Origin of the sequence: Actinocorallia longicatena (assembly GCF_039534125.1) — a bacterium.
GTDB classification, from domain to species: Bacteria; Actinomycetota; Actinomycetes; order Streptosporangiales; family Streptosporangiaceae; genus Actinocorallia; species Actinocorallia longicatena.
In genome coordinates this window covers 104,356-127,574 of record NZ_BAAAUV010000022.1, presented here as the reverse complement: position 1 = coordinate 127,574, position 23,219 = coordinate 104,356, and the positions used below count along the sequence as shown (strand labels likewise).

Genomic DNA, 23,219 nt, shown 5'->3' with positions numbered 1-23,219 from the left:
AAGAAATCCTCAGACGAGGATGTACATGACCAGAACCGAAGTCCCGGCCATTAATTTGGCACTGACTTTTAGCACGCTGTTGAGTTCTCAAGAAACGAGCCCGTGAAGTTCCCGCCCTTTCAGGCGTTTCCCTCGCGGTGTGTTTCAAATTTAGCAGATTCGCAGTGAGTGTCAAACTCGCTTTTGTTTCCGCTTCGCCATTCCATAAAAGGCAATGCAGTAGCACACCTTCGATTTTCCGGCGATTCGCCCTCCGGTCGGCCGCCTCGATCCGAAGACCGTTCTGGCGTCCGCACCCGTCAGGGGCACAAGAGACGAGCTTACGTCACTCAGGGGGGTGCGGCAACCGAAGCCGGAGATTCGGCATGTCGGGTGGGTCACATGATCCGCCGGCTGAAAGCGAGGAGGCCCGGACCGTGGCGGTTCGGGCCTCCTCGGCTTCGGCCGATCAGACGTGCGTTCGGTCAGACGTTGAAGCCGAGCGCGCGGAGCTGCTCGCGGCCGTCTTCGGTGATCTTGTCCGGGCCCCACGGCGGCAGCCAGACCCAGTTGATCTTGAGTTCGTCGACAAGGTCGGCCGTGGCGGACTGCGCCTGGTCCTCGATGACGTCGGTCAGCGGGCACGCGGCGCTCGTCAGCGTCATGTCGACGGTCAGCAGCTTCTTGCCGTCGGTCTCGTTGACGTTGACGCCGTAGATCAGGCCGAGGTCGACGACGTTGATGCCCAGTTCGGGGTCGACCACGTCGCGCAGGGCCTCGAGGATCTGCTCCTCTTCCTCGGACCCCCCGGTGAGGGCGTCCAGGACGGCCTCCTCCGCGGGAGGCAGATCGGAGGTCACTTCGGTTTCGCTCATGCGGACTTCTCCAGAGTCTGGGAGGTGGCGTCCTTCCAGGCCATCCAGCCTAGGAGGGCGCACTTGACGCGGGCGGGGTACTTGGACACGCCCGCGAACGCGACCGCGTCCTCGAGGACGTCCTCGTCGGGTTCGAGCTCGCCGCGGGACTGCATCAGCGCGAGGAACTCGTCGTTGAGGACGAGCGCCTCCTTCACGGTCTTCCCGATGATCAGTTCGGCCATCACCGAGGCGCTGGCCTGGCTGATCGAGCAGCCCTGGCCCTCGTAGGAGACATCGGCGACGACCGCGTCCTCGGTGGTCCCGTCGAGATGGACGCGCAAGGTGATCTCGTCACCGCAGGTCGGGTTCACGTGGTGGACCTCGGCCTCGTACGGATCGCGGAGCCCCTTGTGCTGGGGGTTCCGGTAGTGGTCCAGGATGATCTCCTGGTACATGGATTCGAGCAGCATCGGAGTTCCTACTTCCCGGCCGTTCTGAAGAACTGCTGGGCCTTCCGGACGCCCTCGGCCAGCACGTCCACATCGCTCAGCGTGTTGTACACGTAGAACGACGCCCGGGTGGTCGCGGGTATTCCGTAGCGGCGGCAGAGCGGCCATGCGCAGTGGTGCCCGGTCCTGACGGCGATGCCGAGATCGTCGAGGACCTGGCCGACGTCGTGCGGGTGGATCTCGTCGACGACGAAGGCGACGGTCGCGCCGCGCGCCTCGGCCGTCGCGGGGCCGATGATCCGGACGCCCGGGATCGCGCCGATCTGCTCGAGCGCGTAGGCGGCGAGCAGGTGCTCGTGCTCGACGACCCGGTCCATGCCCAGCTCGGTGAGGTAGTCGCAGGCGGCGGCGAGCCCGACGGCCTGGGCCGTCATCGGCACGCCGGCCTCGAACCGCTGCGGCGGGGCCGCGTAGGTCGACTCCTCCAGCCGGACGATCTCGATCATCGATCCGCCGGTGATGAAGGGCGGCATCGACTCCAGAAGCTCGCGCCTCCCCCACAGGACGCCGATGCCCAGCGGGCCCAGCATCTTGTGGCCGGAGAAGACCAGGAAGTCCGCGCCGAGGTCGTTCACGTCGACGGGCAGGTGCGGAACCGACTGCGCGCCGTCCAGCAGGACCAGCGCGCCGAAGGCGTGCGCCCGCTCGGCGATCAGTTTGACGGGGTTGACCGTTCCCAGCACGTTCGACTGGTGGGCGAGCGCCACCAGCTTCGTGCGCTCGGTGATGAGGTCGTCGATGTCCGACAGGTCGAGCCGGCCGTCGTCGGTCAGCCCGAACCAGCGGAGCTTCGCCCCGGTGCGGCGGCACAGCTCCTGCCACGGCACCAGGTTGGCGTGGTGCTCCATCTCGGAGACCACGATCTCGTCGCCGGGGCCGACCACGAAGCGCTCCGCCGACGGCCCGAAGGTCGCGGCGTTGCTCAGCGCGTAGGCCACCAGGTTGATGCCTTCGGTCGCGTTCTTGGTGAACACGACCTCACCGGCGGGCGCGCCGATGAAGGCGGCGATGGTGGCGCGGGCGTTCTCGAACGCATCCGTCGCCTCCTCCGCCAGCAGGTGCGCCCCCCGGTGGACGGCGGCGTTGTGCTGTTCGTAGAACTCGCGCTCGGCGTCCAGAACCTGGCGCGGCTTCTGCGAGGTCGCACCGGAGTCCAGGTAGACGAGGGGGTTGCCGTTCCTGACCGTGCGGCCAAGGATCGGGAAGTCCTTCCTGATCTCCTCCGCCAGAAGGCCCATGATCAGACTCCCGCCTTGCCGACGTACTTCTCGTAGCCTTCGGCTTCCAGCTTGTCGGCCAGCTCGGGCCCGCCCGCCTCGACGATCCGGCCGTCGGCGAAGACGTGGACGAAGTCCGGCTTCACGTAGCGCAGGATCCGCGTGTAGTGGGTGATCAGCAGGACGCCGGTCTCGCCCGCGGCCGAGAAGCGGTTGACGCCCTCGGAGACGACCTTGAGCGCGTCGACGTCGAGGCCGGAGTCGGTCTCGTCGAGGACGGCGATCTTCGGCTTGAGCAGCTCGAGCTGGAGGATCTCGTGGCGCTTCTTCTCGCCGCCGGAGAAGCCCTCGTTGACGTTGCGCTGGGCGAAGGACGGGTCCATCTGCAGCTGCGCCATGGACTCCTTGAGGTCCTTGGAGAAGATCCGCAGCTTGGGGGCCTCGCCCTTGGCGGCCGTCACGGCGGTGCGCAGGAAGTTCGCGACCGACACGCCCGGGACCTCGACGGGGTACTGCATGGCCAGGAACAGGCCGGCGCGAGCCCGCTCGTCGACGGTCATCTCCAGCACGTCCTCACCGTCGAGGGTGATGGAACCGCTGGTCACGGTGTACTTGGGGTGCCCCGCGACGGCGTAGGCGAGCGTCGACTTGCCGGACCCGTTGGGGCCCATGATCGCGTGGGTCTCCCCCGCGCGCACCGTCAGGTTGACGCCCTTGAGGATCTCCTTGTCGGCGACCGTCACATGCAGGTCGCGGATCTCCAGCGTGGCCATGTCAGGACTCCCCATATTCGGACGATTCGGCCAGGTTCACATAGACCTGTTCAGCGCCGTCTTCGCCGGTCTCGATCTTCACTCGGTAGGTGGGCACCGCCTGCGTCGCGGGCGGATTGGTGGGCTTGCCGGTCCTCAGGTCGAAGCAGGACCCGTGCAGCCAGCACTCCAGCGTGTTGTTGTAGACCTCGCCCTCGGAGAGCGAGACCTCGGCGTGCGAGCAGATGTCGTTCATCGCGAACACCTCGCCGTTGGTCTTCACCAGGACCACGGGGGTGTCGTCGACCTCGACGGCCATCGGCTGGTCCTCGCCGATCTCGGCGAGGGGGCAGATCTTGACGAAACCGCTCATCCGGCGGCCTCGTCGTCGGTGTCCTCGACGAGGGGTGCGATGCCGAGCTCGGCGTCGATGGCGGCCTCCACCCGCTGGCGCAGGTCCGGCAGGTCGATCTTCTCGACGAGCTGGTTGAGGAAGCCGCGCACGACCATCCGCTTGGCCTCGTCGGCCGGGATGCCGCGCGCCTGGAGGTAGAACAGGTGCTGGTCGTCCAGGCGGCCGGACGCCGAGGCGTGGCCCGCTCCGGCGACCTCTCCGGTGAGGATCTCCAGGTTCGGCACCGAGTCGACGCGCGTGCCGTCGGTGAGGACGAGGTTGCGGTTGAGCTCGTAGGTGTCGGTGCCCTCGGCCTCGGCGCGGATCACGACGTCGCCGATCCAGACGGCGTGCGCGTCGTCGCCCTGCAGGGCGCCGCGGTAGTCCACCCGGGAGCGGCAGTTGGGCATCGAGTGGTCGGCGAGGAGCCGGTGCTCGAGGTGCTGGCCCGCGTCGGCGAAGTAGACGCCGTACAGCTCGGCGTCGCCGCCCTGGCCGTGGTAGGACACCGACGGGCGCAGCCGCACGACGTTGCCGCCGAGCGTCACGTTGAAGTTGGTGAACGTGGCGTCCTTGCCCAGGTGGGCGTGCTGGTGCGAGAGGTGGACGGCGTCGGACGCCCAGTCCTGGACGCTGATCACGTGCAGCCTGGCCTGGTCGCCGACGATGAACTCGACGTTGTCGGCGTAGGTCGCGGAACCGGAGTGGTCCAGCACGATCGTGGCCTGCGAGAACGGCTCGGCGATCACGGTGATGTGGCCGTAGGCGGCGTGCTCGACGCTCTCCCCGCGCAGCCGGACGATCGTCGGCGCCGAGGCGACGGCCTCGCGCGGAACGGTGATCACGGTGGCCTCGGTGAAGGCGCTGTAGGCCTGGGCGGAGACCCGGTCGGTCGGGGTGTAACCCGACCCGACCCGGGCGTCACCCCGGCTCACGGTCTCGACGGTGATCTCGGGAGCCGCGTCGACGACGACAATGATCTTGCCGTCGGCGACCGCGGACCCGTCGTGCAAACCCCGAAGACGGCGCAGCGGGGTGAACCGCCACTCCTCTTCACGACCCGACGGAACGTCGAAGTCGGCGACATCGTAGGAAGCCACGGCGTTGAGCGAGGAAACGGGCTTCACGCCGTGCTGATCGTTCAGGCCCATCAGCCGACGGCCCCTTCCATCTGGAGTTCGATGAGCCGGTTGAGCTCGAGTGCGTATTCCATGGGCAGCTCACGCGCGATCGGCTCCACGAACCCGCGGACGATCATCGCCATGGCCTCGTCCTCGGTCATGCCGCGGCTCATGAGGTAGAAGAGCTGGTTCTCCGAGACCTTCGAGACCGTGGCCTCGTGGCCCATTTCCACGTCGTCCTCGCGGACGTCGACGTAGGGGTAGGTGTCGGAGCGGGAGATCTGGTCGACGAGCAGCGCGTCGCACTTCACGGTCGACTTGGAGTGCTCGGCGCCCTCCTGGATCTGGATCAGGCCGCGGTAGGAGGTGCGGCCGCCGCCGCGCGCCACCGACTTCGAGATGATCGAGGAGGAGGTGTGGGGGGCGCAGTGCACCATCTTCGCGCCGGCGTCCTGGTGCTGGCCCTCGCCCGCGAAGGCGATGGACAGGGTCTCGCCCTTGGCGTGCGGGCCCATCAGGTAGATGGCCGGGTACTTCATGGTGACCTTGGAGCCGATGTTGCCGTCGACCCATTCCATGGTCGCGCCCTCGTAGGCCACGGCGCGCTTGGTGACCAGGTTGTAGACGTTGTTCGACCAGTTCTGGATCGTCGTGTAGCGGCAGCGGCCGCCCTTCTTCACGATGATCTCGACCACGGCGGAGTGCAGCGAGTCCGACTTGTAGATCGGCGCGGTACAGCCCTCGACGTAGTGGACGTAGGCGTCCTCGTCGACGATGATCAGGGTCCGCTCGAACTGGCCCATGTTCTCGGTGTTGATCCGGAAGTAGGCCTGGAGCGGGATCTCCACGTGCACGCCCTTGGGGACGTAGATGAAGGATCCGCCGGACCAGACGGCCGTGTTCAGCGCGGCGAACTTGTTGTCGCCGACGGGGATCACGGAGCCGAAGTACTCCTGGAAGATCTCCGGGTGCTCGCGCAGGCCGGTGTCGGTGTCGAGGAAGATGACACCCTTCTCCTCAAGATCCTCACGGATCTTGTGGTAGACGACCTCGGACTCGTACTGGGCCGCGACACCGGCGATCAGCCGCTGCTTCTCGGCCTCGGGGATGCCCAGGCGGTCGTAGGTGTTCTTGATGTCCTCGGGCAGGTCCTCCCAGGACTCGGCCTGCTTCTCCGTCGACCGCACGAAGTACTTGATGTTGTCGAAGTGGATGTCGGAGAGGTCGGAGCCCCAGGACGGCATCGGCTTCTTGCCGAACAGGCGCAGACCCTTCAGGCGAAGGTCGAGCATCCATTCGGGCTCGTTCTTCTTCGCCGAGATGTCGCGGACGACCGCCTCGGAAAGGCCGCGCTTCGCCGCGGCCCCGGCCGAGTCGGAGTCGGCCCAGCCGTACTTGTAGTTGCCCAGCCCCTCGAGTTCAGGATTGGCTGCCGTAGTCATAGGGAGATCCCTCCGGACTCCTCGTTATCCATGTTGACCCCGTGAGATGTCGGGCTCACGTGGGTGGTGCAGACACCGTCGCCGTGGGCGATGGTGGCGAGACGCTGTACCGGTGCGCCGAGCATCCGCCCGAACGCTTCGGTCTCCGCCTCGCACAACTGCGGGAACTGCTCCGCGACGTGCGCCACCGGGCAGTGATGCTGGCAGAGCTGTGCTCCGCCCATCATGTGGGGTGCCTGCCCGGCCGCCGCCGCGTATCCGTCCGCCGAGAGCGCCTCGGCCAGGGCCCTGACGCGCTGCTGCGGCGGAAGTGCCTGGAGTTCTGGAGCATAACGGCGTTCCAGGTCCGCGATCTGGCTGCGGGCGAACTCCGTCACGGCCTCCTGCCCCGCCTTCTCGGCGAGAAACCGCAGCGCACTGGACGCCAGGTCATCGTAGGCGTGAACGAAAGCGGTGCGGCCCTGATCGGTGATCGCGAAGAGCTTCGCCGGGCGTCCCCTGCCCCGGGAGGCGGTGGGGCGGGCCCTGCGGGTCTCGATCATCCCTTCGGACAGCAGCGCGTCGAGGTGCCGTCGGACCGCCGCGGGGGTCAGGCCCAGCCGCTCGCCGAGCGCGGAGGCCGCGACCGGACCGTGCTCCAGGATGAGCCGCGCCACCCGTGCCCGGGTGTCACGCTCGGCCCGAGGCACGCCGGGCTGGACCGGGGACGCCGCGGGCGTACCGGCCTTGACCTGGGGCGAGGTCTCGGGCATGTATTTCACAACATCAGTGTGCCGTAATTCATTCCTCCAGCACAAACGGGAGCCGGTGTTCCCACTCACACAGGTAAGCCTTACCTAACCGCAGGTAGGAGTGCTTTTATCCCGTTCTCGACCGGTTCGGCCTGAAAGGGCGTCAGGCTCCAGGGCAGCCCAGCGAGGCGCCCAGAGAACGGGCCTCGCGCAGGGCGTCGGCCAGTTCCCGCTCGGCCCCGGCGCGCTGGGCGGCGAGGGCGGGGACGGTGCCGGCCAGGGTCAGTCCCGCGGTGACCACCCGGACCGACATCCCCATCTCGGTGCCGAGGATCAGCTCCAGGACGGGTGTGGCGTGGTCGCGTCCCTCGTTGACCGTTCCGGGCCCGTAGTCGCCGCCCCGGGTCGCGATCAGGACCGCCGGGCGTCCGGCCAGGGGGGCGCCCGAGACCGGGGAGGGCGCCGTCAGCCCCGGGACGTGGACATGGTCGAGCCAGGCCTTGAGCGCGGAGGGCAGCGAGTAGTTGTAGAGCGGGACGCCCGCCAGGAGGACGTCCGCGGCGAGGAGCTCGCTGATGAGCCCCGCCTGGAGGCGCTCGGCGTCCGGTCCGGGGTCGGCGCCCGCCCCGCGCAGCGCGGGCGCCCAGTGCAGGCTCTCGTCGGGCAGGTGCGGCAGGGGGTCGGCGTGCAGATCGCGGTGGACCACCCTGTTGCCCGGCGCCGAGGCCAGGAAGGCCTCGGCGAAGGCCGCGGTGATCCGCCGCGAGCGGGAGGCCGTGCCACCGGCCGAGGAGTCCAGATGAAGCAGCGTGGGCATGCCGATCATCTTTCCACCGGGGCGGTGTCCTCCCGTCCGGACGGCCGCCGCACGACCAGGATCCCGGTCACCAGGAGGATCAGGCCGAGGGCCAGCGAGGCCGCGGGGATGACCAGCCGGACCGTGCTGATGGCCTTCGCCGAGTCGTCCGCCGCCTTGACGCCCGCCTTGCGGGTGGCCTCGTCGAGGCGGAGATCGGTGTCGAGGACGGTGGCCCGGTCGACGCCGTCCGCGGTGCGCAGCCGCAGGGTGGCCTGCTGGCGGAAGTCCAGCACCATGCCCGTCCTCGGGTCGACCCAGGCGGTGCCGGTGCCCTCGTAGACGCGGTCGGCGGGGACCGGCTCGGGCGACTTCAGGCCCAGCACCGCGCCCGGGACCTCGGCGACCCGGCCCACGACGGTCGGCTCGACGTGCTGGACGAAGCGGTAGGCCTCATGGCCGTCGATCCTGTCGGTGCCGTCGAAACGGCTGGTCCAGGTGCGCCGGGTCGCGGGGTCGAACCGCTGGTAGTCCCTCTTGCGGACGTCGGCGAGCGGCCACAGCACGCCCAGGCCCGACTGGTTCACGCCGTTGTCCAGATCGAGCGCGGCGCCGCAGCAGTTGCGCAGTTCACCGCTCTTGCGGTCGAACGCCATCCGCCAGGTGCGCGTCTCGAGCAGCCCGCCGGTGCCGGAGTCCTCGGTCGCGGTGAAGGAGTCCCACACCGCGACCTCGTCGGTGCTCTCCCCCGGCACCCCGCGCACGGTGACCGTGCTGACGAGGTCGGCGCCCTCGACCATCGCGCCCGATCCGGTGTTGAGATAGCGGGCTCCCCCGCCGACCAGAGTGATCTTGGAGGTCTCGTCGGCGGGGAAGACGACGAGGTCGTCGGCCACCTGGAAGCGGACCAGAGGGGCGAGACACAGGCAGAAGAAGGCCAGAACCAGGAGGGAGGCACCGAGAATACGTCGCATGTGGGGAATGGTCGCGCCGTTGTGGCGGCGAGATAAGGTCGCCGAAACCAGCGTCGGTTGTGGCGGTACACAGAATTGCCCGCCGTCCATTCCCCGGCGCCGTGCCGATTCCTAGAGTTCATGCGTGGACGACGAAGAGCGGCGCCTTCGCCAGGTGATGTCCGCGTTCGAGAACGATCTGGAAATGATCGCGGAGAAGGGCTGCCTTCTTCTTCTCGAACGCCTTCCCGACCATGCGCTCATCCCGATCGACGAACTGCGCGAGAGCATCAGGGTCTCGGTGCGCGCCGGTTTCGACGCGGTCAACGAGAACCGCAGGGCCACTCCCGGGGAACGGAGGATGCTCGCCGGGATCGGTGCGCACAGGGCGTCCTACGGGATGCCGCTGCAGACCCTGGTCCGCGGCTTCCGGCTCGTCGCCGCCTATGCCGCGGACGTCGCGGCGCAGCACGCGCGCGACCTCGGCGTGGACATGAGCCGGTTCACCGCGCGGTCCCGGCTGTGGCACTGGGTCATGGAGGGGCTCGAGCTGGCCGCCGCCGAGCACCGCCGGGTCGAGCTGGAGATGGTCAGGGCCGATCTCGACCAGCGGTCGTCGTTCCTGCGCGACCTGCTGGCGGGGTCGCTGTCCGGGGCGCGGCTCGCCGAGGCCGCCGCGGCGAACGGCCTGGATCCCGAGGCCCGCTATCTGGCGTTCCGCATCCCGCCTTCGGCCGGGCGGCTGCGGCTGGAGCAGGCCGCGAACGAGATCGGCTTCGCCGCCGCCCACCAGGGCGACATCGCGGGCCTCGTCCCCCGGCTGCCCCTGTCGTTCCGCAACGGCCCGCTGGTCGCGCTCGGCCGGATCGCCCCGCTGGACGCCGCTGCGGCCTCCTTCTCCCAGGCGGCGCTGACGCTGCGGGTGGCGCGGGCGCTGGGGATGAGCGGCGCGGTGTCCATCGCCGACGTGCCGGTGCAGGCCGCGGTGCTGACCGGCGGCGACCTGACCGATCTGGTGATCGACCGCTGTTTCGGGGAGATCCCCAAGACGGGCCGGCACCGCGAGGTCATCGAGAACACCCTGCGCGTCTACCTCGACCACGATCTGCACGTCGCCGACGCCGCGCGGGCCCTGCACATCCACCCCAACACCCTGCGGCACCGGCTGAACCGCTTCGAGGAGCGCAGCGGCCTGTCCCTGGAGCGCCTCACCGACCTGGTCACGGTCTGGTGGACGCTCCAGCACCTGCGCATCACGGCCGCCGAGCCGTAGGCGTCAGCGCGTGCGGGGCAGCACCATGACGGGGCAGGGCGCCGCACGGACGATCTTCAGGGACATGTCGCCCATGAAGACCTTCTTGATCGGGCCGGCGGTGGAGGACGAGCAGACCAGGAGGTCGCCGTCGGTCCAGTCCGTGGCGGCGACGGCCGACGCGGTGTCCTTGCCCTCGGCGACCTCGGTGGAGATCTGGCGTTTCGTGAGACGGCTGCCGTCCGCCGCCTCCTTGGCGGCCAGGGCCAGGTCGGACTCGAGGACCTCGACCAGCCGGCGGAGCTGCTCGTCCGCCATGGCCATCGCGGCCTTGCCCTTCGCGGTGTGCCCGACGGCGAAGGTGAGCAGCCGCAGCGGGATGCCGCGGCGGACCGCGACGTCGGCGGCCAGCGCCACCGCCGGCGCCGACTCCGGGCGGCGCAGGTAGGCGACCGTGACCCGGTCGAAGGAGTCCAGCCCCCGGGTGGCGTAGCCCTTGGGCGCGATCATCACCGGGACCGGCGATCCGTGCAGGAGCTGGTCGGCGGTGCTGCCCAGGGCGATGCCCGTGCGCGGGCCCTTCGGCGCCGAACCGATGATCACCATGTCGGACTTCGTCCTGGACGCGAGCTGCGACAGGCCCCTGCCGCTCCCCCGGTGCTTGCCGACCGCGTACTCCGCGACGTCGCAGCCTCGGCCGCCCAGGTACTCCGCCGCGCGGTCGAGGTTCTCGCGCGCCTGGGCGTCGAGGTAGGCCTCCCACTCGGCGTCGACCTTGCCGGGGCCCGGCGTCGACCAGGGGGCCGGACGGATGGTGGCGACCGTCACCAGGCCCTGCGTCCCGTGCACGGCCGTGGCCGCGAGGGCGAGGGCGTCCTCTCCGCGCCGGTCCGGCTCGAAGCCGACCAGGACCTTTTCCCCTGCCATCAGGTGAGCTCCTTGTCCTGCCGCAGCAGCCGCGAGTTGCGGCGGCTGTATCCGAAGTAGAAGGCGAGGCCGACGACCGTCCAGGCGATGAAGACCAGCCAGGTGACGCCGCGCAGGCCCTTCATGACGTAGAGGCAGAAGAACACGCCCAGGATGGGCGTCAGCGGGTAGAGCGGGGTCTTGAAGCTGCGCGGCAGGTCGGGCTTGGTGCGGCGCAGCACCATGACGCCGATGTTGACCAGCGCGAACGCGAACAGCGTGCCGATCGACGTGGCCTCGGTGAGCTGGTCGAGCGGGACGAGCGCGGCGAGGAAGGCCACCGCGCAGCCGACGATGAGAGTGTTCGCGGTCGGAGCGGAGGTCTTCGGGTTCACCTTCTGGAAGATCTTCGGGATCAGGCCGTCGCGGGACATCGCGAACAGGATGCGGGTCTGCCCGTACAGGACGGTCAGCACCACGCTCGTGATGGCGATGACCGCGCCGGCCGACAGCAGGAGCGCCGGCCAGGTCTGCCCGGTGACGTCGGTGAGGATCGCCGACAGTGACGCCTCGGTGTCGCCGTTGAGCTCCTGCCACGGCATCGCGCCGACGGAGGCGAGCGCCACCAGCACGTACATGATCGTGACGATCGCCAGCGAGATGATGATCGCCAGCGGCAGGTCCCGTTTGGGGTTCTTGGCCTCCTCGCCCGCGGTGGACGCGGCGTCGAAGCCGATGTAGGAGAAGAACACCTGGGAGGCCGCCGCGCTCACCCCGGCCATGCCCAGCGGCATGAACGGCTTGAGGTTGCCGGACTCGAAGCCGGTGAACGCCACCGCGCAGAAGAAGATCAGCAGGGCGAGCTTGAAGAACACCATGAAGGTGTTGACCTTCGCGCTCTCCGACGCGCCGCGCAGCAGCAGGAAGGTCATGGCCATGACGATGAAGACGGCCGTCAGGTTGACGATGCCGCCCTTGTCCGGGGCCTGGGAGAAGGCGTCGGGGATGGTGAACCCGAACGCCTTGTCGAGGAAGTCGTTGAGGTACTGCCCCCAGCCGACGGCGACGGCCGACACCGAGACGCCGTACTCCAGCAGCAGGCACCAGCCGCACACCCAGGCGACGAGCTCACCCATCGTGGCGTAGGTGTAGGAGTAGGACGATCCCGAGACCGGGATCGTCCCGGCGAGCTCCGCGTAGGACAGCGCCGAGAACAGCGCCGTCACCGCCGACAGGAGGAAGGCCAGCACCACGGCCGGGCCGGCCAGCGGTGTCGCCTCCCCCATGACCACGAAGATCCCCGTGCCGAGGGTGGCGCCGACGCTGAAGAACGTCAGGGCGAGCAGGCCCATGGAGCGTTTGAGCCCGCCCCCCTCGCCGTCACCCCCCTCGCTGACGATCTGGTCGACCGGTTTGGTACGCCACAGGCTGTGCCAGAACGTCGTCGTGGCCACGCGGATCAGTCTCCCTAGTTAGAGCGTGCTGGCCAGCGGCCAGGTGGCGTTCGGCGTGATGATCGTCCCGGAGCTGCCCTCCAGGATCTGGCGGCAGTGGTCGAGGCTGCCGATGGCGGCCATGCCGCCCGTCCGCTCGACGAAGCCGCAGACCGCCTCGACCTTCGGCCCCATCGATCCGGCCGGGAACTGCTCGGCGCGCAGCGCGAACGGCGTGGTGTGCCGGATCGGCTCCTGCTGCGGGGTGCCGTAGTTCCGCATGACCTCGGGAACGTCGGTGAGGATGAGGTAGGCGTCGGCGTCCATGGCCTCGGCGAGCACGGAGCCCGTGAGGTCCTTGTCGATGACCGCCTCGATGCCCTCGAGCTGGCCGTTCTCGTTCCGGATGACCGGAACGCCGCCGCCGCCCGCGCAGACCACGACCGTGCCCTCGCGGACCAGGTGGCGGATCAGCCGGGTCGCCACGAGCCGCTGCGGCTTCGGCGACGGGACGACCCGGCGCCAGAATTCGCCGTCGGGCTTGACCGTCCAGCCGTTGGCCTTGGCCAGCTTCTCGGCCTCGTCCTCGGTGTAGACCTCGCCGACGAACTTCGTCGGGTTCTCGAAGGCCGGGTCGGCGACCGAGACGAGGGTCTGGTTGACCAGGGAGACGACCTGCCGTCCCGGCAGGGCGTTCTGCAGGGACTGGAGCATCCAGTAGCCGATCATGCCCTGGGTCATCGCGCCCAGGGTGTCGAACGGGTAGGGCCGGGTCAGGTGCGGGTCGGTGGCGCTCTGCAGCGCCAGGACCCCCACCTGCGGGCCGTTGCCGTGGGTGATGATCAGCTCGTGCTGCTCGGCGAGCGGCGCCAGCGACTTGACCGCGGTGATCACGTTCGCCCGCTGGACGTCGGCGTCCGGCTTCTGGCCGCGCTTGAGCAGCGCGTTGCCCCCGAGGGCGACGACGACGCGCACGGTCAGCTCCCGAGGGTGGCGACCATGATCGCCTTGATCGTGTGCATGCGGTTCTCGGCCTCGTCGAAGACGATCGAGGCGTCGGACTCGAAGACCTCGTCGGTGACCTCGAGGGCGTCCATGCCGGTCTTCTCGAAGATGTCCTCGCCGACCGTGGTGTTGCGGTCGTGGAAGGCCGGCAGGCAGTGCATGAACTTCGTGTTCGGGTTGCCGGTCCTGCTCATCATCTCCTTGTTGACCTGGTAGGGCCGCAGGAGCTTGATGCGCTCGTCCCAGACCTCCTTGGGCTCGCCCATGGAGACCCAGACGTCGGTGAGGATGAAGTCGACGCCCTTGACGCCCGCGTCGACGTCCTCGGTGATCGTGATCTTCGCCCCGGTCTTGGCGGCCAGCTCCTTGGCGGGCTTGACGACCATGTCCTGGTCGGGCCAGAGGCTCTTGGGCGAGACGATCCGGACGTCCTGGCCGGTCAGCGCGCCCGCGGCGATGTAGGAGTTCGCCATGTTGAAGCGGGCGTCACCGACGTAGGCGTAGGAGATCTGCGACAGCGGCTTGTCGCAGTGCTCCATCATCGTGAGCTGGTCGGCCAGCATCTGGGTCGGGTGCCACTCGTCGGTCAGGCCGTTCCAGACGGGCACGTTCGACCACTTCGCGAGCTCCTCGACGTCGCTCTGCGACTTGCCGCGGTACTCGATGCCGTCGTAGAACCGGCCGAGGACCCGCGCGGTGTCCTTCATGGACTCCTTGTGGCCGATCTGCGAGCCGCTCGGGTCCAGGTAGGTGACGTGCGCGCCCTGGTCGTGCGCGGCGACCTCGAACGAGCAGCGGGTGCGCGTCGAGGTCTTCTCGAAGATCAGCGCGATGTTCTTGCCCTGGAGCCGCTGGACCTCGCCACCGGAGTACTTCGCGGACTTCAGCTCGGCCGAGAGGCTGAGCAGGAACTTCCATTCCTTGGGCGTGAAATCCAGCTCCTTGAGGAAGCTGCGGCCCTTGAGGTTGAACGCCATGTTTCTCTTTCCCCCGAAAAAGAAGATGTGGACGGTGGGCGGGCCGGACTACGCCTCGCGCTCGACCGGGCAGGACATGCAGCGAGGTCCGCCGCGGCCGCGGCCGAGCTCGCTGCCGCGGATCGTCAGCACCTCGACCCCGTTCTTGCGCAGGTAGTTGTTGGAGGTGGCGTTGCGCTCGTAGGCGACGACCACGCCCGGCTCCAGGGCCAGGACGTTGCAGCCGTCGTCCCACTGCTCGCGTTCGGCCGCCATGACGTCCTGCGTCGCGGTGAGGATCTTGATGTCGTCGAGGCCGATCGCCTTGCCGATGGCCTTGTGCATGTCCTCGGGACGGTGGTCGGTGACCTTGAGTTCCTTGTCGTTGTCACCGGGCTCGATCGTGTACGACGAGAGCATTCCCATGCCCGCGTACTTGGTGAAGACGCCGTAGTCGACGTTGGTCATCACCGTGTCGAGGTGCATGAACGCGCGGGCCTTCGGCATGTTCAGCGCGACGATCCTCTTCGCCGAGCCGGCCTTGAACAGGGTCTGCGCGAGCATCTCGACGGCCTGCGGCTGGGTGCGCTCGGACATGCCGATCAGGACCGCGCCCTTGCCGATCACCAGGACGTCGCCGCCCTCGATCGTGGCCGGGGCCATCGGCGAGCCGTAGTTCCAGACGTCGAAGCCGCCCGCGTCCGGCTTGTCGTAACCCGAGGCGAACATCGGGTGGTACTTGTAGATCGCCTCCATGTTCACCGTCTCGCGCATGCGCGCCTTCTTGCGCATCGCGTTGATCGAGACGCCGTCGTACACCCAGCAGGAGGTGTCGCGGGTGAACAGGTGGTTGGGCAGCGGCGGCAGGACGAAGTCGTCCATGTCCATCGAGTGGAAGGCGATGGACTTCGGCTCCTCGATGCGCTGGAGCAGCTCGCGCTTGGTGATGCCGCCGGTCAGGGTCGGTGCGAGCTCGGTGTCGCTCATGGCGTCGAGCGCGTTGCGGATGGCGTCGGTGGCCAGCGGGCCGAACCAGCGGACGTCGATGATGCCGTCGAGGATGTGCTTCTTGGCGTCGGGGATCCCGATGGTCTCGCGCAGCAGGTCCATCAGCATGTGGACCTTGATGCCGCGGCCCTCGAGCAGGGAGCGGAACTCGTCGTGCTCCTCGCCGGCGCGCTCGACCCAGAGCACGTCGTCGAACAGCAGGTCGTCCTTGTTGGACGGGGTGAGGCGCTTGAGGGCGAGCTCAGGCTTGTGGATCATGACCTGCTTGAGCTTGCCGACTTCGGAATCGACGTGGAACGTCATGACTTCTCGTCCTCCGGTGGAAGGTGGTCAGGAAACAGTCTTGGCGGTGGTGACCGTCGTGCCCTCGCCGGGGCCGTACTGACCCCGCTTCGCCTTGACCCAGATGTAGACCGGAATGCCGACCAGCATCATGAGCATTCCGTAGAGGGCGGCGTCGGCACCGGCGCCGTAGACGATCCAGGCACCGAAGACCAGCGCCAGCGAGGCGATGAAGATGTCGCGCGCCATCCGGCCCTTGTTGACCTCGCGCCCCCCGGTGACCAGCCAGAAGAGCTGTGCCGCCGCCGAGAAGAAGTAGGGGATCGCGGTCGTGAACGAGGCCAGCAGCAGGATGGTGTTGAAGCCGTCCTCGGAGCCGAGGTAGGCGTACAGGAGCATCAGGCTGGTGAGCAGCGTGCCCATGATGATGCCGGTGACCGGTGCGCCCCGCTTGGACTCCTTGGCGAAGGCGTCGGGGAACATGCCGTCCTTGGCGGCGGCGAGCGGCATCTCGGCGACCAGCATGGTCCAGCCGTTCAGCGCGCCGATGCCGGAGATGATGGCGCACGCCGCCATGACCCCGCCCCAGGAGCTTCCGCCGAACATCGCGTTGATGGCGTCGGCGAACGGCGCCTCGGACTTGGCGAGCTGCTCCGACGGCACGGTGCCGAAGACCGCGATGGTCGCGAGCAGGTACATCGCGGCGCAGGCCAGCACGCCGTAGATGCTCGCCTTGCCGATGTTGCGGACCGGGTCCTTGATCCGCTCCGCGACGATCGTCACGCTCTCCATGCCGGAGAAGGCGAACAGGATCAGGCCGGCGGCCAGCGAGATCGCGCCCCAGGTCGAGCCGCCCTGGGCGTTGAAGGCGGGGAAGTTGCCGGAGTTGATGAAGAACATGCCAACGATGCCGACGAAGATCAGCGGAACGAACTTCAGGACCGTCGTGACGAGCTGGAACAGCCCGATGTTCTTGACACCGGTCAGGTTGATCAGAGCCGGGATCCACAGGCCGACGAGCCCGATGGCGATCTTGCCACCGGTGCTGTCCCACTTCAGGAAGTAGTTCACGTAGCCGACCCAGGCGAACGCGATGCCGGCGTTGCCGAGCCAGGCCGTCAGCCAGAAGGACCAGGAGACCCAGAATCCCGCGAACTCGCCGAAGGCCTCTCGGGCATAGGCGTAGGGCCCGCCGCCCGCGGGCACGCGCCCGCCGAGCTTGCCGAACACGATCGCGAGGGCGATGGCCCCGATCGCCACGAGCACGAGCACGAGGATGCTCACGGTGCCGATGGCGGCCAGCGACGCCGGCAGGAGGAAGATGCCCGTCCCGACGATGTTGCCGATGACGAGAGCGACGGCCGCGCCGAGCCCGAGCTTCCCGCTCGGGCCGGTATCGCCCGGCGAAATATCCTGGAACGCCTTCTCGGTCGCTTTGGCGGCCGATGCCTGCGGCTCCCCCATGTTGCCCCCCCGACTACACAGAGCCCTGCGCCGGGAACATTCCGGCTGAGGGGATGCGTGCCCTGCGGTTGATCACGCGAAACTTCAGCGGATCTGGAGGTGATGGGGCCTTGGTGGGAACTTTTACCGTGTCGTCAAGAAGGCCAAAAGACTATTTGGGAAGGTGATGAACCACGCCGTCGGTGCCCTTGGCGCGCTCGGCGGCGCCGCTGTCCATGACCACCGCGGCGAACAGGACGCCGAGGGCCAGGAGTGCGCCGACGACGGCGACGGGGAAGGCGGCCCACTTGGAGGGGAGGCCCAGCGGATTGATCTCGTATCCGCCGAGATGGCTGAGCCGGCGGGCGTAGGCCGGATCGTCGTCCGACATCCGCCGGGCGATCGCCGTGACCGCGGCCTGTTCCGCCGCGGACAGGACGGCGCCGTCCCGTTCCAGCCCGGGCACCCGCTCCTGTGCCATCCGTTCCCCCAAACGTCCGGTTAAGTACCACCCGTTCGAGCGGTATGGACGTTTTACAGGGACTTTGCCGGATTTTCCAAACCGGTTGGGGTGCCCCGCCGCAGGTCAGTCGGTCTTGACGGAGTCAGCCAGGGCGTTGGCGCCGCCGACGATCTCGTTGAGTTCGTTGGTGACCTCGGCCTGGCGGGCCTCGTTCGCCTGCCGGGTCAGCTTGGTCACCAGATCGTTGGCGTTGTCGGTGGCCGACATCATGGCCCGGCGCCGGGCGGCGTGCTCCGAGGCCGCCGCCTCCAGCAGCATGTTCCAGATCCGGCCCCGGATGTACTGGCCCATCAGATCGTCCAGGACCTCGCCCGACGACGGCTCGAAATCGAAGGTGGAGACCGGCTCGCCCTCCGGCGGCACCTCGACGTCCTCGATCTCCAGCGGCAGGATCCGCCGGACGGTCAGCTCCTGGCTCAGCATGGACTGGAACCGCGTGTAGACCACGTGGACCTCGCCGACCCCGCCCTCCGCGGTCTCCGCCAGGAACGCCCGCATCAGCGCCTCACCGATCTCCGCCGCCTGCCCGTAGCCCGGCTCCCCCGACTGGCCCGACCACTGCCCGGCCATCGGGCGGTCGTTGAAGAGGTAGTTGTCCACCCCGCGCCGTCCGGTCACGTAGAAGACCGGCTCCCGGCCCTGGTCGCGCAGCGCCCTGGCGAGCTGCTGGCCGTGCCGCAGGATGTTGGCGTTGTAGCCGCCGCAGAAGCCCCGGTCGCTGGTGACGAGCAGGATCGCGACGCGCGAGGCGTCCGTCTTCCGGTCCAGCAGGGGATGCCGCTCCGACACGTGGTGGCTGATCAGCGCGGTCACCGCGCGGGTGATGTGCCGCGCGTAGGGCTCCGAGGCCGCCTGCCGCGCCTGCGCCTTCGAGATCTTCGAGGCGGCGATCATCTCCTGCGCCCGTGTGATCTTCGCGGTGGATTTGACGGATCGGATGCGCACCCGCAGCCGCCTGAGTTCTGCGCCCATGGCAGGGCACGTTCCCAGAACCCGATCACCCACCGCAGCCACATCGCCGCTCCCGGTTCATTCTTTACCCTCTCCCCCGGAAAGAACGGCGCCCCGCTGGATCTAGACTCGGGCGCATGGCAGCGCCCCCCGCACTCGAGCTCACCGGCCTGGTCAAGCGCTACGGCGCGGCGACGGCCGTCGACGGCCTCTCCCTGACCGCGGCCCGAGGTGAGGTCACGGCGCTGCTGGGCCCGAACGGGGCGGGGAAGACCAGCACGATCGAGATCTGCGAGGGGTTCCGGCCCTACGACGGCGGCACGGTCAGGGTCCTCGGGCTCGCCCCCGACGACCGGGAGCTCAAGCCGCGGATCGGGGTCATGCCGCAGACCGGCGGCGTCCCGGGGACGGCCTCGGCCAGGGAGTTCCTGACCCTGATGGCCGCCTTCCACGCCGACCCGCTCGACCCCGCCGCCCTCATGGGGCGGCTCGGCCTCACCGAGCACGCGAAGACCCCCTACCGGCGGCTGTCGGGCGGGCAGCAGCAGCGCCTGTCGCTGGCCGCCGCCCTGGTCGGCCGTCCCGAGCTGGTCTTCCTCGACGAGCCCACCGCCGGACTCGACCCGCAGGCCAGGCACGCCACCTGGGACCTGGTCACCGACCTGAAGGCCGCCGGGGTGAGCGTGCTGCTGACCACCCACTTCATGGACGAGGCCGAGAAGCTCGCCGACAACGTCGTGATCATCGACCACGGCAGGGTCGTCGCCCAGGGCACCCCGGCCGAGCTGACGGGCGCCGAACGGCAGCTGCGCTTCCGCGCCCGCACCGGCCTCGGCCTGGACGAGCTGCTGGCGGCGCTCCCCGCGGGCAGCGCCGCCAAGGAGTCGCCCAACGGCCACTACCTGATCGAGGGCGACGTGCGCCCCGAGCTCCTCGCCACGGTCACGGCCTGGTGCGCCTCCCACGGCGTCCTCGCCGAGGACCTGCGGATCGAGCGCCGCACCCTCGAAGACGTCTTCCTCGAACTGACCGGCCGGGAGCTGCGATGACGACCCTCGACCTCACCCCCCGGCCGCAGGCCGCGCCGCTGCCGAGGATGGTCGCGGCGCAGACCGCCTACGAGCTGAAGGCCGTCCTCCGCAACGGCGAGCAGCTCCTGCTCACCCTGATCATCCCGGTCCTGCTGCTGGTGCTGTTCAGCACCACCTCGCTGCTCGACCTCGGCCCCGGGGAGCGCGTCGACTTCCTCGCCCCCGGCGTCATCGCGCTGGCGATCATGTCGACGGCCTTCACCGGGCAGGCGATCGGCACCGGTTTCGAGCGCAGGTACGGGGTGCTCAAGCGGCTCGGCGCCACTCCCCTGCCGCGCGGCGGGCTGATCCTCGCCAAGACCCTCACCGTGGTGCTGGTCGAGCTGCTCCAGGTCGTCGTGATCTCCGTGGTGGCCCTGCTGCTGGGCTGGTCGCCGTCGGGGAACCCGGCGGCCGTCCTGCTGCTCGTGCTGCTCGGCACCGCCGCGTTCAGCGGGTTCGGCCTGCTGATGGCCGGGACCCTGCGCGCCGAGGCCACCCTGGCCGCCGCCAACCTCGTCTACCTGCTCCTGCTGGTGCTCGGCGGCGTCGTCTTCCCGCTCACCAAGTTCCCCGAGGGCCTGCGATCGGTCCTGGAGTACCTGCCGATCTCCGCGCTCACCGGCGGCCTGCGCGCCGTCCTGCAGCACGGCCAGGCCCTGCCCGGCCAGGAGCTGCTGATCCTCACCGCCTGGGCGGTCGCCGGCCTGGCTCTCGCCGCCCGCTTCTTCCGCTGGGAGTAGCGCGCCGGACAGAACCTAGACTCGACGGGAGTGTTCCGGCCGTTCACGTCGTTTCGCCGGGAGGGTCCGTTTCTCGGGGGTGTGGTGTGGCGGTGTCGTCCGGCGGCGTGCGGAGGGTCGGCCTCGGATCGGCGCCCCCCTCCCTTCTGGTCCTGCTGGGGATCCTGTCGGTGCAGATCGGCGCCGGGTTCGCCAAGAACCTCTTCGGGACGCTCCCGCCCTCGGCGCTCGTGGTGCTGCGGCTGGCGACCTCCGCCGTGGTCGTCGGCGTGATGGCCAGGAAGGGCCTGCGCGGGCTGCGGGAGAACCACTCCAGGACCGATCTGGCCTGGGCGGCGGCGCTCGGGCTGTCCCTGGCCCTCATGAACTTCTCGATCTACCAGTCGATCCAGCAGATCCCGCTGGGCGTCGCGGTCACGATCGAGTTCCTCGGCCCCCTGCTGGTCGCCGTGGTCTCCTCCCGGCGGGCGCTCGACCTGGTCTGGGCGGCCCTCGCCCTCCTCGGCGTCCTGCTGCTGGCGCGGGGCGGCGGAGACGTCACCGTCCAGGGCGTCCTGTGGGCGATGCTGGCGGGAGCGGGCTGGGCGGCCTACATCGTGGCCAGCGCGGCGACGGGCAAGCGCATCCCCGGCACCACCGGGCTCGCGCTGGCCAGCATCGTCGGCACCTTCGCGGTGCTGCCGCTGGGGGTCGGCGCGGTGGCGGCGGACGGCGGCTGGAGCGTCCTCACCCCGCACGTGCTGATGATCGGCGTGCTGGTCGGGCTGCTGTCGTCGGTCGTGCCCTACACGCTGGAGCTCGAGGCACTGCGGCGGATCCCGCCGCGCGTCTTCGGGATCCTGATGGCCCTGGAGCCCGCGGTGGCCGCCCTGGTGGGGGTCGTCCTGCTCGGCGAGGTGCTGTCCGCGCTCCAGTGGCTGGCCATCTGCGCGGTGATCGCGGCCTGCCTCGGAGCGACGCGCACCACGAAAGCCTGACCCGGGTCGGGACACCGCGAACCCCGTCCTACGATGACTTCCGTGGCTGCGACGATCCTCGAATCCCCGAAGAAGAACCTCCTGAGCAGGACGGTCGGCGCCGTGTGGAACCCCACCGCGGGTTCGATGCGGTTCCTGGCCCTGCTGGGCGTCATCGTGAACGCCGGGATCATCTTCAGCGGCGGGGCCGTCCGGCTCACCAAGTCGGGGCTCGGCTGCCCGACCTGGCCGCAGTGCACCGGCGACAGCCTCGTTCCCACGCACAATCCCGAGCACTCCGCCGTCAACATGGCGATCGAGTTCACCAACAGGACCCTGACCTTCCTGGTGCTGGCCGTCGGCGTCGCGGTGTTCGTGGCCGCCCGCCGGATGAGCCCCCGCCGCCGCGACCTGGTCCGGCTCGCGATGCTCCAGCCGCTCGGCGTGGTCGCCCAGGCCGTCTGGGGCGGGGTGACCGTGCTCACCAAGCTCAACCCGGCGACCGTCGCCGCGCACTACATGCTGTCCACCCTGATGATCTTCCTGGCGTTCTGGCTGTACGTGCGGACCGGCGAGGGCGACGGTCCCGTCCGGCGGCTGACCGGGCCGCGGATCCGGCGGCTGACCCTGACCCTGGTGGGCGTCGTGGTCACCCTGCTGGCCGCCGGGACGATCGTGACCGGCAGCGGGCCGCACGCGGGCGACGACCAGGCGCGCCGCTTCGGCTTCTCGATCGACCACGTCGCCAAGATCCACGCCCTGCTCGCGTGGGCGGTGGTCGCGCTCACCGTCGTGCTGATCATCGTGCTCCACCGGACCGGCGCCGACGCCCGCATCCGCCGCGCCGGACGGCTCCTGCTCGCGGCCGTGCTGCTCCAGGGCCTGATCGGCTACGCCCAGTACTTCCTGTTCGCCTATGTCAGCGAGAACCCGGGGCACGACACCCTGACGGCCGTCCAGACCAACTTCGTGGGCGTCCACATGCTCGGCAGCGCCCTGATGTGGATCGCCACCCTGCACGTCCTGTTCAGCGAGCGGACGCGGCCCGAGGCCGCCGCTACTGCCCGGTAGCGTCTGTGTAACAGGTTCCTATTCGATCCTGATCTCTTGTCACAGTGTCCGGACCGCCAGGTGTTCATGACCGGATGTGAAGCGGGAAGCGGTTGCCGCCGGGGCTGAAGTGACCCCTGAGCACGGCAGATTTCAGTGGTGTGAACGGCGTCACAATCCGGCCATGGAAGTCTCGGCCGGATCATTGACCGTGCAACGAACGAGAATCTACGTTCACCTAGAACGCGTTTCAGTTCCCGGTTGACGGGATTCCGCCCACCCGACAGGGGCTGAATCCCGTCAGGGACCGGGGACCACCTCCACCCACGGGGGGCGTCTGTCGCGCCCCCATGCCCGAACAGAGGTCCCATGCACCGCATCGTCAAACTGGCCGCGATAGCCGCCGCCTCCACCGCCGCCGTCGCCGTGACGGCGTCCCCCGCCCTGGCGTGGACCAACGGCCCCTACCACGCGACCACCAGCGCGCTGGTCGTGAAGGTCAGCGGCAGCCCCGTCGCCACCTGCACCGGCTCGGTGCTGTCCGGCACCATGACGACCGCCGGCACCTTCACCGTCACCGCCGCCTCCGCCACGGGCTGCGGCGTCACCGTGACGCCGACCGGCTTCCCCTGGAGCGGCAGCTTCTCCGGCGGCAACGCCACGATCAGCAACTTCAAGATGAGCGCGCTCGGCTGCACCTACGCCGGCAGCCTGTCCGGCCCCGCCACCGGCGCCATGCCCCCGGCCACCGTCACCTTCACCGACCGTCCCGTCAGCGGCACGGGCCTGTTCTGCTTCTCCAACGTCACCGTCAGCGCGACGTACGTCTTCACCCAGCCGTAGCCCGACCACGAGGGCCCGCCCCGGCCGGACGGCCGCCGCCGGGGCGG

General features: G+C 69.1%; 24 protein-coding genes. 6 read left to right on the top strand and 18 right to left on the bottom strand.

Annotated features, from left to right (window positions below; genetic code table 11):
- Positions 1–464: 464 nt before the first annotated feature.
- The 10 genes from ABD785_RS31765 to pgfA form a co-directional block, all read right to left on the bottom strand.
- Complete coding sequence (locus tag ABD785_RS31765) at positions 465–854, bottom strand: metal-sulfur cluster assembly factor (protein WP_344835680.1); 390 nt, start codon at positions 852–854, stop codon at positions 465–467.
- A complete protein-coding gene (gene sufU / locus ABD785_RS31760; protein WP_344835679.1) occupies positions 851–1,306 on the bottom strand; it encodes a Fe-S cluster assembly sulfur transfer protein SufU in 456 nt (151 codons plus the stop codon). The genes ABD785_RS31765 and sufU overlap by 4 nt, the downstream gene beginning before the upstream one ends.
- 8 nt (positions 1,307–1,314) lie before the next feature.
- Positions 1,315–2,583, bottom strand: a complete 1,269-nt coding sequence (locus ABD785_RS31755) for a cysteine desulfurase (protein WP_344835677.1) — start codon at positions 2,581–2,583, stop codon at positions 1,315–1,317.
- Positions 2,584–2,585: 2 nt separating this feature from the next.
- On the bottom strand, positions 2,586–3,335 hold the full coding sequence (sufC, locus tag ABD785_RS31750) for a Fe-S cluster assembly ATPase SufC (protein ID WP_344835676.1): 750 nt from the start codon (positions 3,333–3,335) through the stop codon (positions 2,586–2,588).
- Position 3,336: 1 nt separating this feature from the next.
- A complete protein-coding gene (locus tag ABD785_RS31745) occupies positions 3,337–3,687 on the bottom strand; it encodes a non-heme iron oxygenase ferredoxin subunit (protein ID WP_344835674.1) in 351 nt (116 codons plus the stop codon).
- Complete coding sequence (gene sufD, locus ABD785_RS31740; protein WP_344835673.1) at positions 3,684–4,859, bottom strand: Fe-S cluster assembly protein SufD; 1,176 nt, start codon at positions 4,857–4,859, stop codon at positions 3,684–3,686. The genes ABD785_RS31745 and sufD overlap by 4 nt, the downstream gene beginning before the upstream one ends.
- Positions 4,859–6,271, bottom strand: a complete 1,413-nt coding sequence (gene sufB, locus ABD785_RS31735; protein WP_344835671.1) for a Fe-S cluster assembly protein SufB — start codon at positions 6,269–6,271, stop codon at positions 4,859–4,861. Before sufB ends, sufD begins: the two co-directional genes overlap by 1 nt.
- Positions 6,268–7,023: a helix-turn-helix transcriptional regulator gene (locus ABD785_RS31730; RefSeq protein ID WP_344835681.1), complete on the bottom strand. Its 756-nt coding sequence runs from the start codon at positions 7,021–7,023 to the stop codon at positions 6,268–6,270. Before ABD785_RS31730 ends, sufB begins: the two co-directional genes overlap by 4 nt.
- A gap of 142 nt (positions 7,024–7,165) precedes the next feature.
- Positions 7,166–7,819: an FMN-dependent NADH-azoreductase gene (locus ABD785_RS31725; protein WP_344835669.1), complete on the bottom strand. Its 654-nt coding sequence runs from the start codon at positions 7,817–7,819 to the stop codon at positions 7,166–7,168.
- Between the two features lie 5 nt (positions 7,820–7,824).
- Entirely contained in the window at positions 7,825–8,772 is a 948-nt protein-coding gene (pgfA, locus tag ABD785_RS31720; RefSeq protein WP_344835667.1) for a cell envelope lipid trafficking protein PgfA, read from the bottom strand.
- A gap of 124 nt (positions 8,773–8,896) precedes the next feature.
- Here pgfA and ABD785_RS31715 point away from each other — a divergent pair, with 124 nt between their 5' ends.
- Positions 8,897–10,024, top strand: coding sequence for a PucR family transcriptional regulator (locus ABD785_RS31715; protein ID WP_344835666.1), 1,128 nt, complete (start codon positions 8,897–8,899; stop codon positions 10,022–10,024).
- A gap of 3 nt (positions 10,025–10,027) precedes the next feature.
- Here the strand turns inward: ABD785_RS31715 and ABD785_RS31710 are convergent, their stop codons facing one another.
- The 8 genes from ABD785_RS31710 to ABD785_RS31675 form a co-directional block, all read right to left on the bottom strand.
- Entirely contained in the window at positions 10,028–10,930 is a 903-nt protein-coding gene (locus ABD785_RS31710; RefSeq protein WP_344835664.1) for a universal stress protein, read from the bottom strand.
- Positions 10,930–12,363 (bottom strand): amino acid permease, encoded by a 1,434-nt coding sequence (locus tag ABD785_RS31705; protein ID WP_344835662.1) that lies wholly within the window; start codon positions 12,361–12,363, stop codon positions 10,930–10,932. The genes ABD785_RS31710 and ABD785_RS31705 overlap by 1 nt, the downstream gene beginning before the upstream one ends.
- Before the next feature lie 18 nt (positions 12,364–12,381).
- Entirely contained in the window at positions 12,382–13,317 is a 936-nt protein-coding gene (arcC, locus tag ABD785_RS31700) for a carbamate kinase (protein ID WP_344835660.1), read from the bottom strand.
- 2 nt (positions 13,318–13,319) lie between these two features.
- Complete coding sequence (gene argF / locus ABD785_RS31695; RefSeq protein ID WP_344835658.1) at positions 13,320–14,324, bottom strand: ornithine carbamoyltransferase; 1,005 nt, start codon at positions 14,322–14,324, stop codon at positions 13,320–13,322.
- Between the two features lie 48 nt (positions 14,325–14,372).
- Positions 14,373–15,614 carry an arginine deiminase gene (locus ABD785_RS31690; protein ID WP_344835656.1) on the bottom strand — a complete coding sequence of 414 codons (1,242 nt, stop codon included), beginning with the start codon at positions 15,612–15,614 and terminating at the stop codon, positions 14,373–14,375.
- Between the two features lie 27 nt (positions 15,615–15,641).
- A complete protein-coding gene (locus ABD785_RS31685; protein ID WP_344835654.1) occupies positions 15,642–17,057 on the bottom strand; it encodes an amino acid permease in 1,416 nt (471 codons plus the stop codon).
- Positions 17,058–17,208: 151 nt separating this feature from the next.
- Positions 17,209–17,517 carry a hypothetical protein gene (locus tag ABD785_RS31680; RefSeq protein ID WP_344835652.1) on the bottom strand — a complete coding sequence of 103 codons (309 nt, stop codon included), beginning with the start codon at positions 17,515–17,517 and terminating at the stop codon, positions 17,209–17,211.
- A 105-nt stretch (positions 17,518–17,622) separates the two neighbouring features.
- The gene (locus ABD785_RS31675) at positions 17,623–18,531 is read right to left on the bottom strand and encodes a F0F1 ATP synthase subunit gamma (RefSeq protein WP_344835650.1); all 909 of its coding nucleotides are present in this window, start codon (positions 18,529–18,531) and stop codon (positions 17,623–17,625) included.
- A gap of 116 nt (positions 18,532–18,647) precedes the next feature.
- Between ABD785_RS31675 and ABD785_RS31670 the strand changes: the two genes are divergently transcribed.
- The 5 genes from ABD785_RS31670 to ABD785_RS31650 all read left to right on the top strand — a co-directional run bounded on the left by ABD785_RS31670 (position 18,648) and on the right by ABD785_RS31650 (position 23,172).
- The gene (locus tag ABD785_RS31670; RefSeq protein WP_344835648.1) at positions 18,648–19,559 is read left to right on the top strand and encodes an ABC transporter ATP-binding protein; all 912 of its coding nucleotides are present in this window, start codon (positions 18,648–18,650) and stop codon (positions 19,557–19,559) included.
- Positions 19,556–20,323: an ABC transporter permease gene (locus tag ABD785_RS31665; RefSeq protein WP_344835646.1), complete on the top strand. Its 768-nt coding sequence runs from the start codon at positions 19,556–19,558 to the stop codon at positions 20,321–20,323. Before ABD785_RS31670 ends, ABD785_RS31665 begins: the two co-directional genes overlap by 4 nt.
- Positions 20,324–20,415: 92 nt before the next feature.
- Complete coding sequence (locus ABD785_RS31660; protein ID WP_344835645.1) at positions 20,416–21,300, top strand: EamA family transporter; 885 nt, start codon at positions 20,416–20,418, stop codon at positions 21,298–21,300.
- A gap of 33 nt (positions 21,301–21,333) precedes the next feature.
- On the top strand, positions 21,334–22,350 hold the full coding sequence (locus ABD785_RS31655) for a COX15/CtaA family protein (protein WP_425547842.1): 1,017 nt from the start codon (positions 21,334–21,336) through the stop codon (positions 22,348–22,350).
- Positions 22,351–22,698: 348 nt separating this feature from the next.
- On the top strand, positions 22,699–23,172 hold the full coding sequence (locus ABD785_RS31650) for a hypothetical protein (protein WP_344835643.1): 474 nt from the start codon (positions 22,699–22,701) through the stop codon (positions 23,170–23,172).
- Positions 23,173–23,219 lie beyond the last annotated feature (47 nt).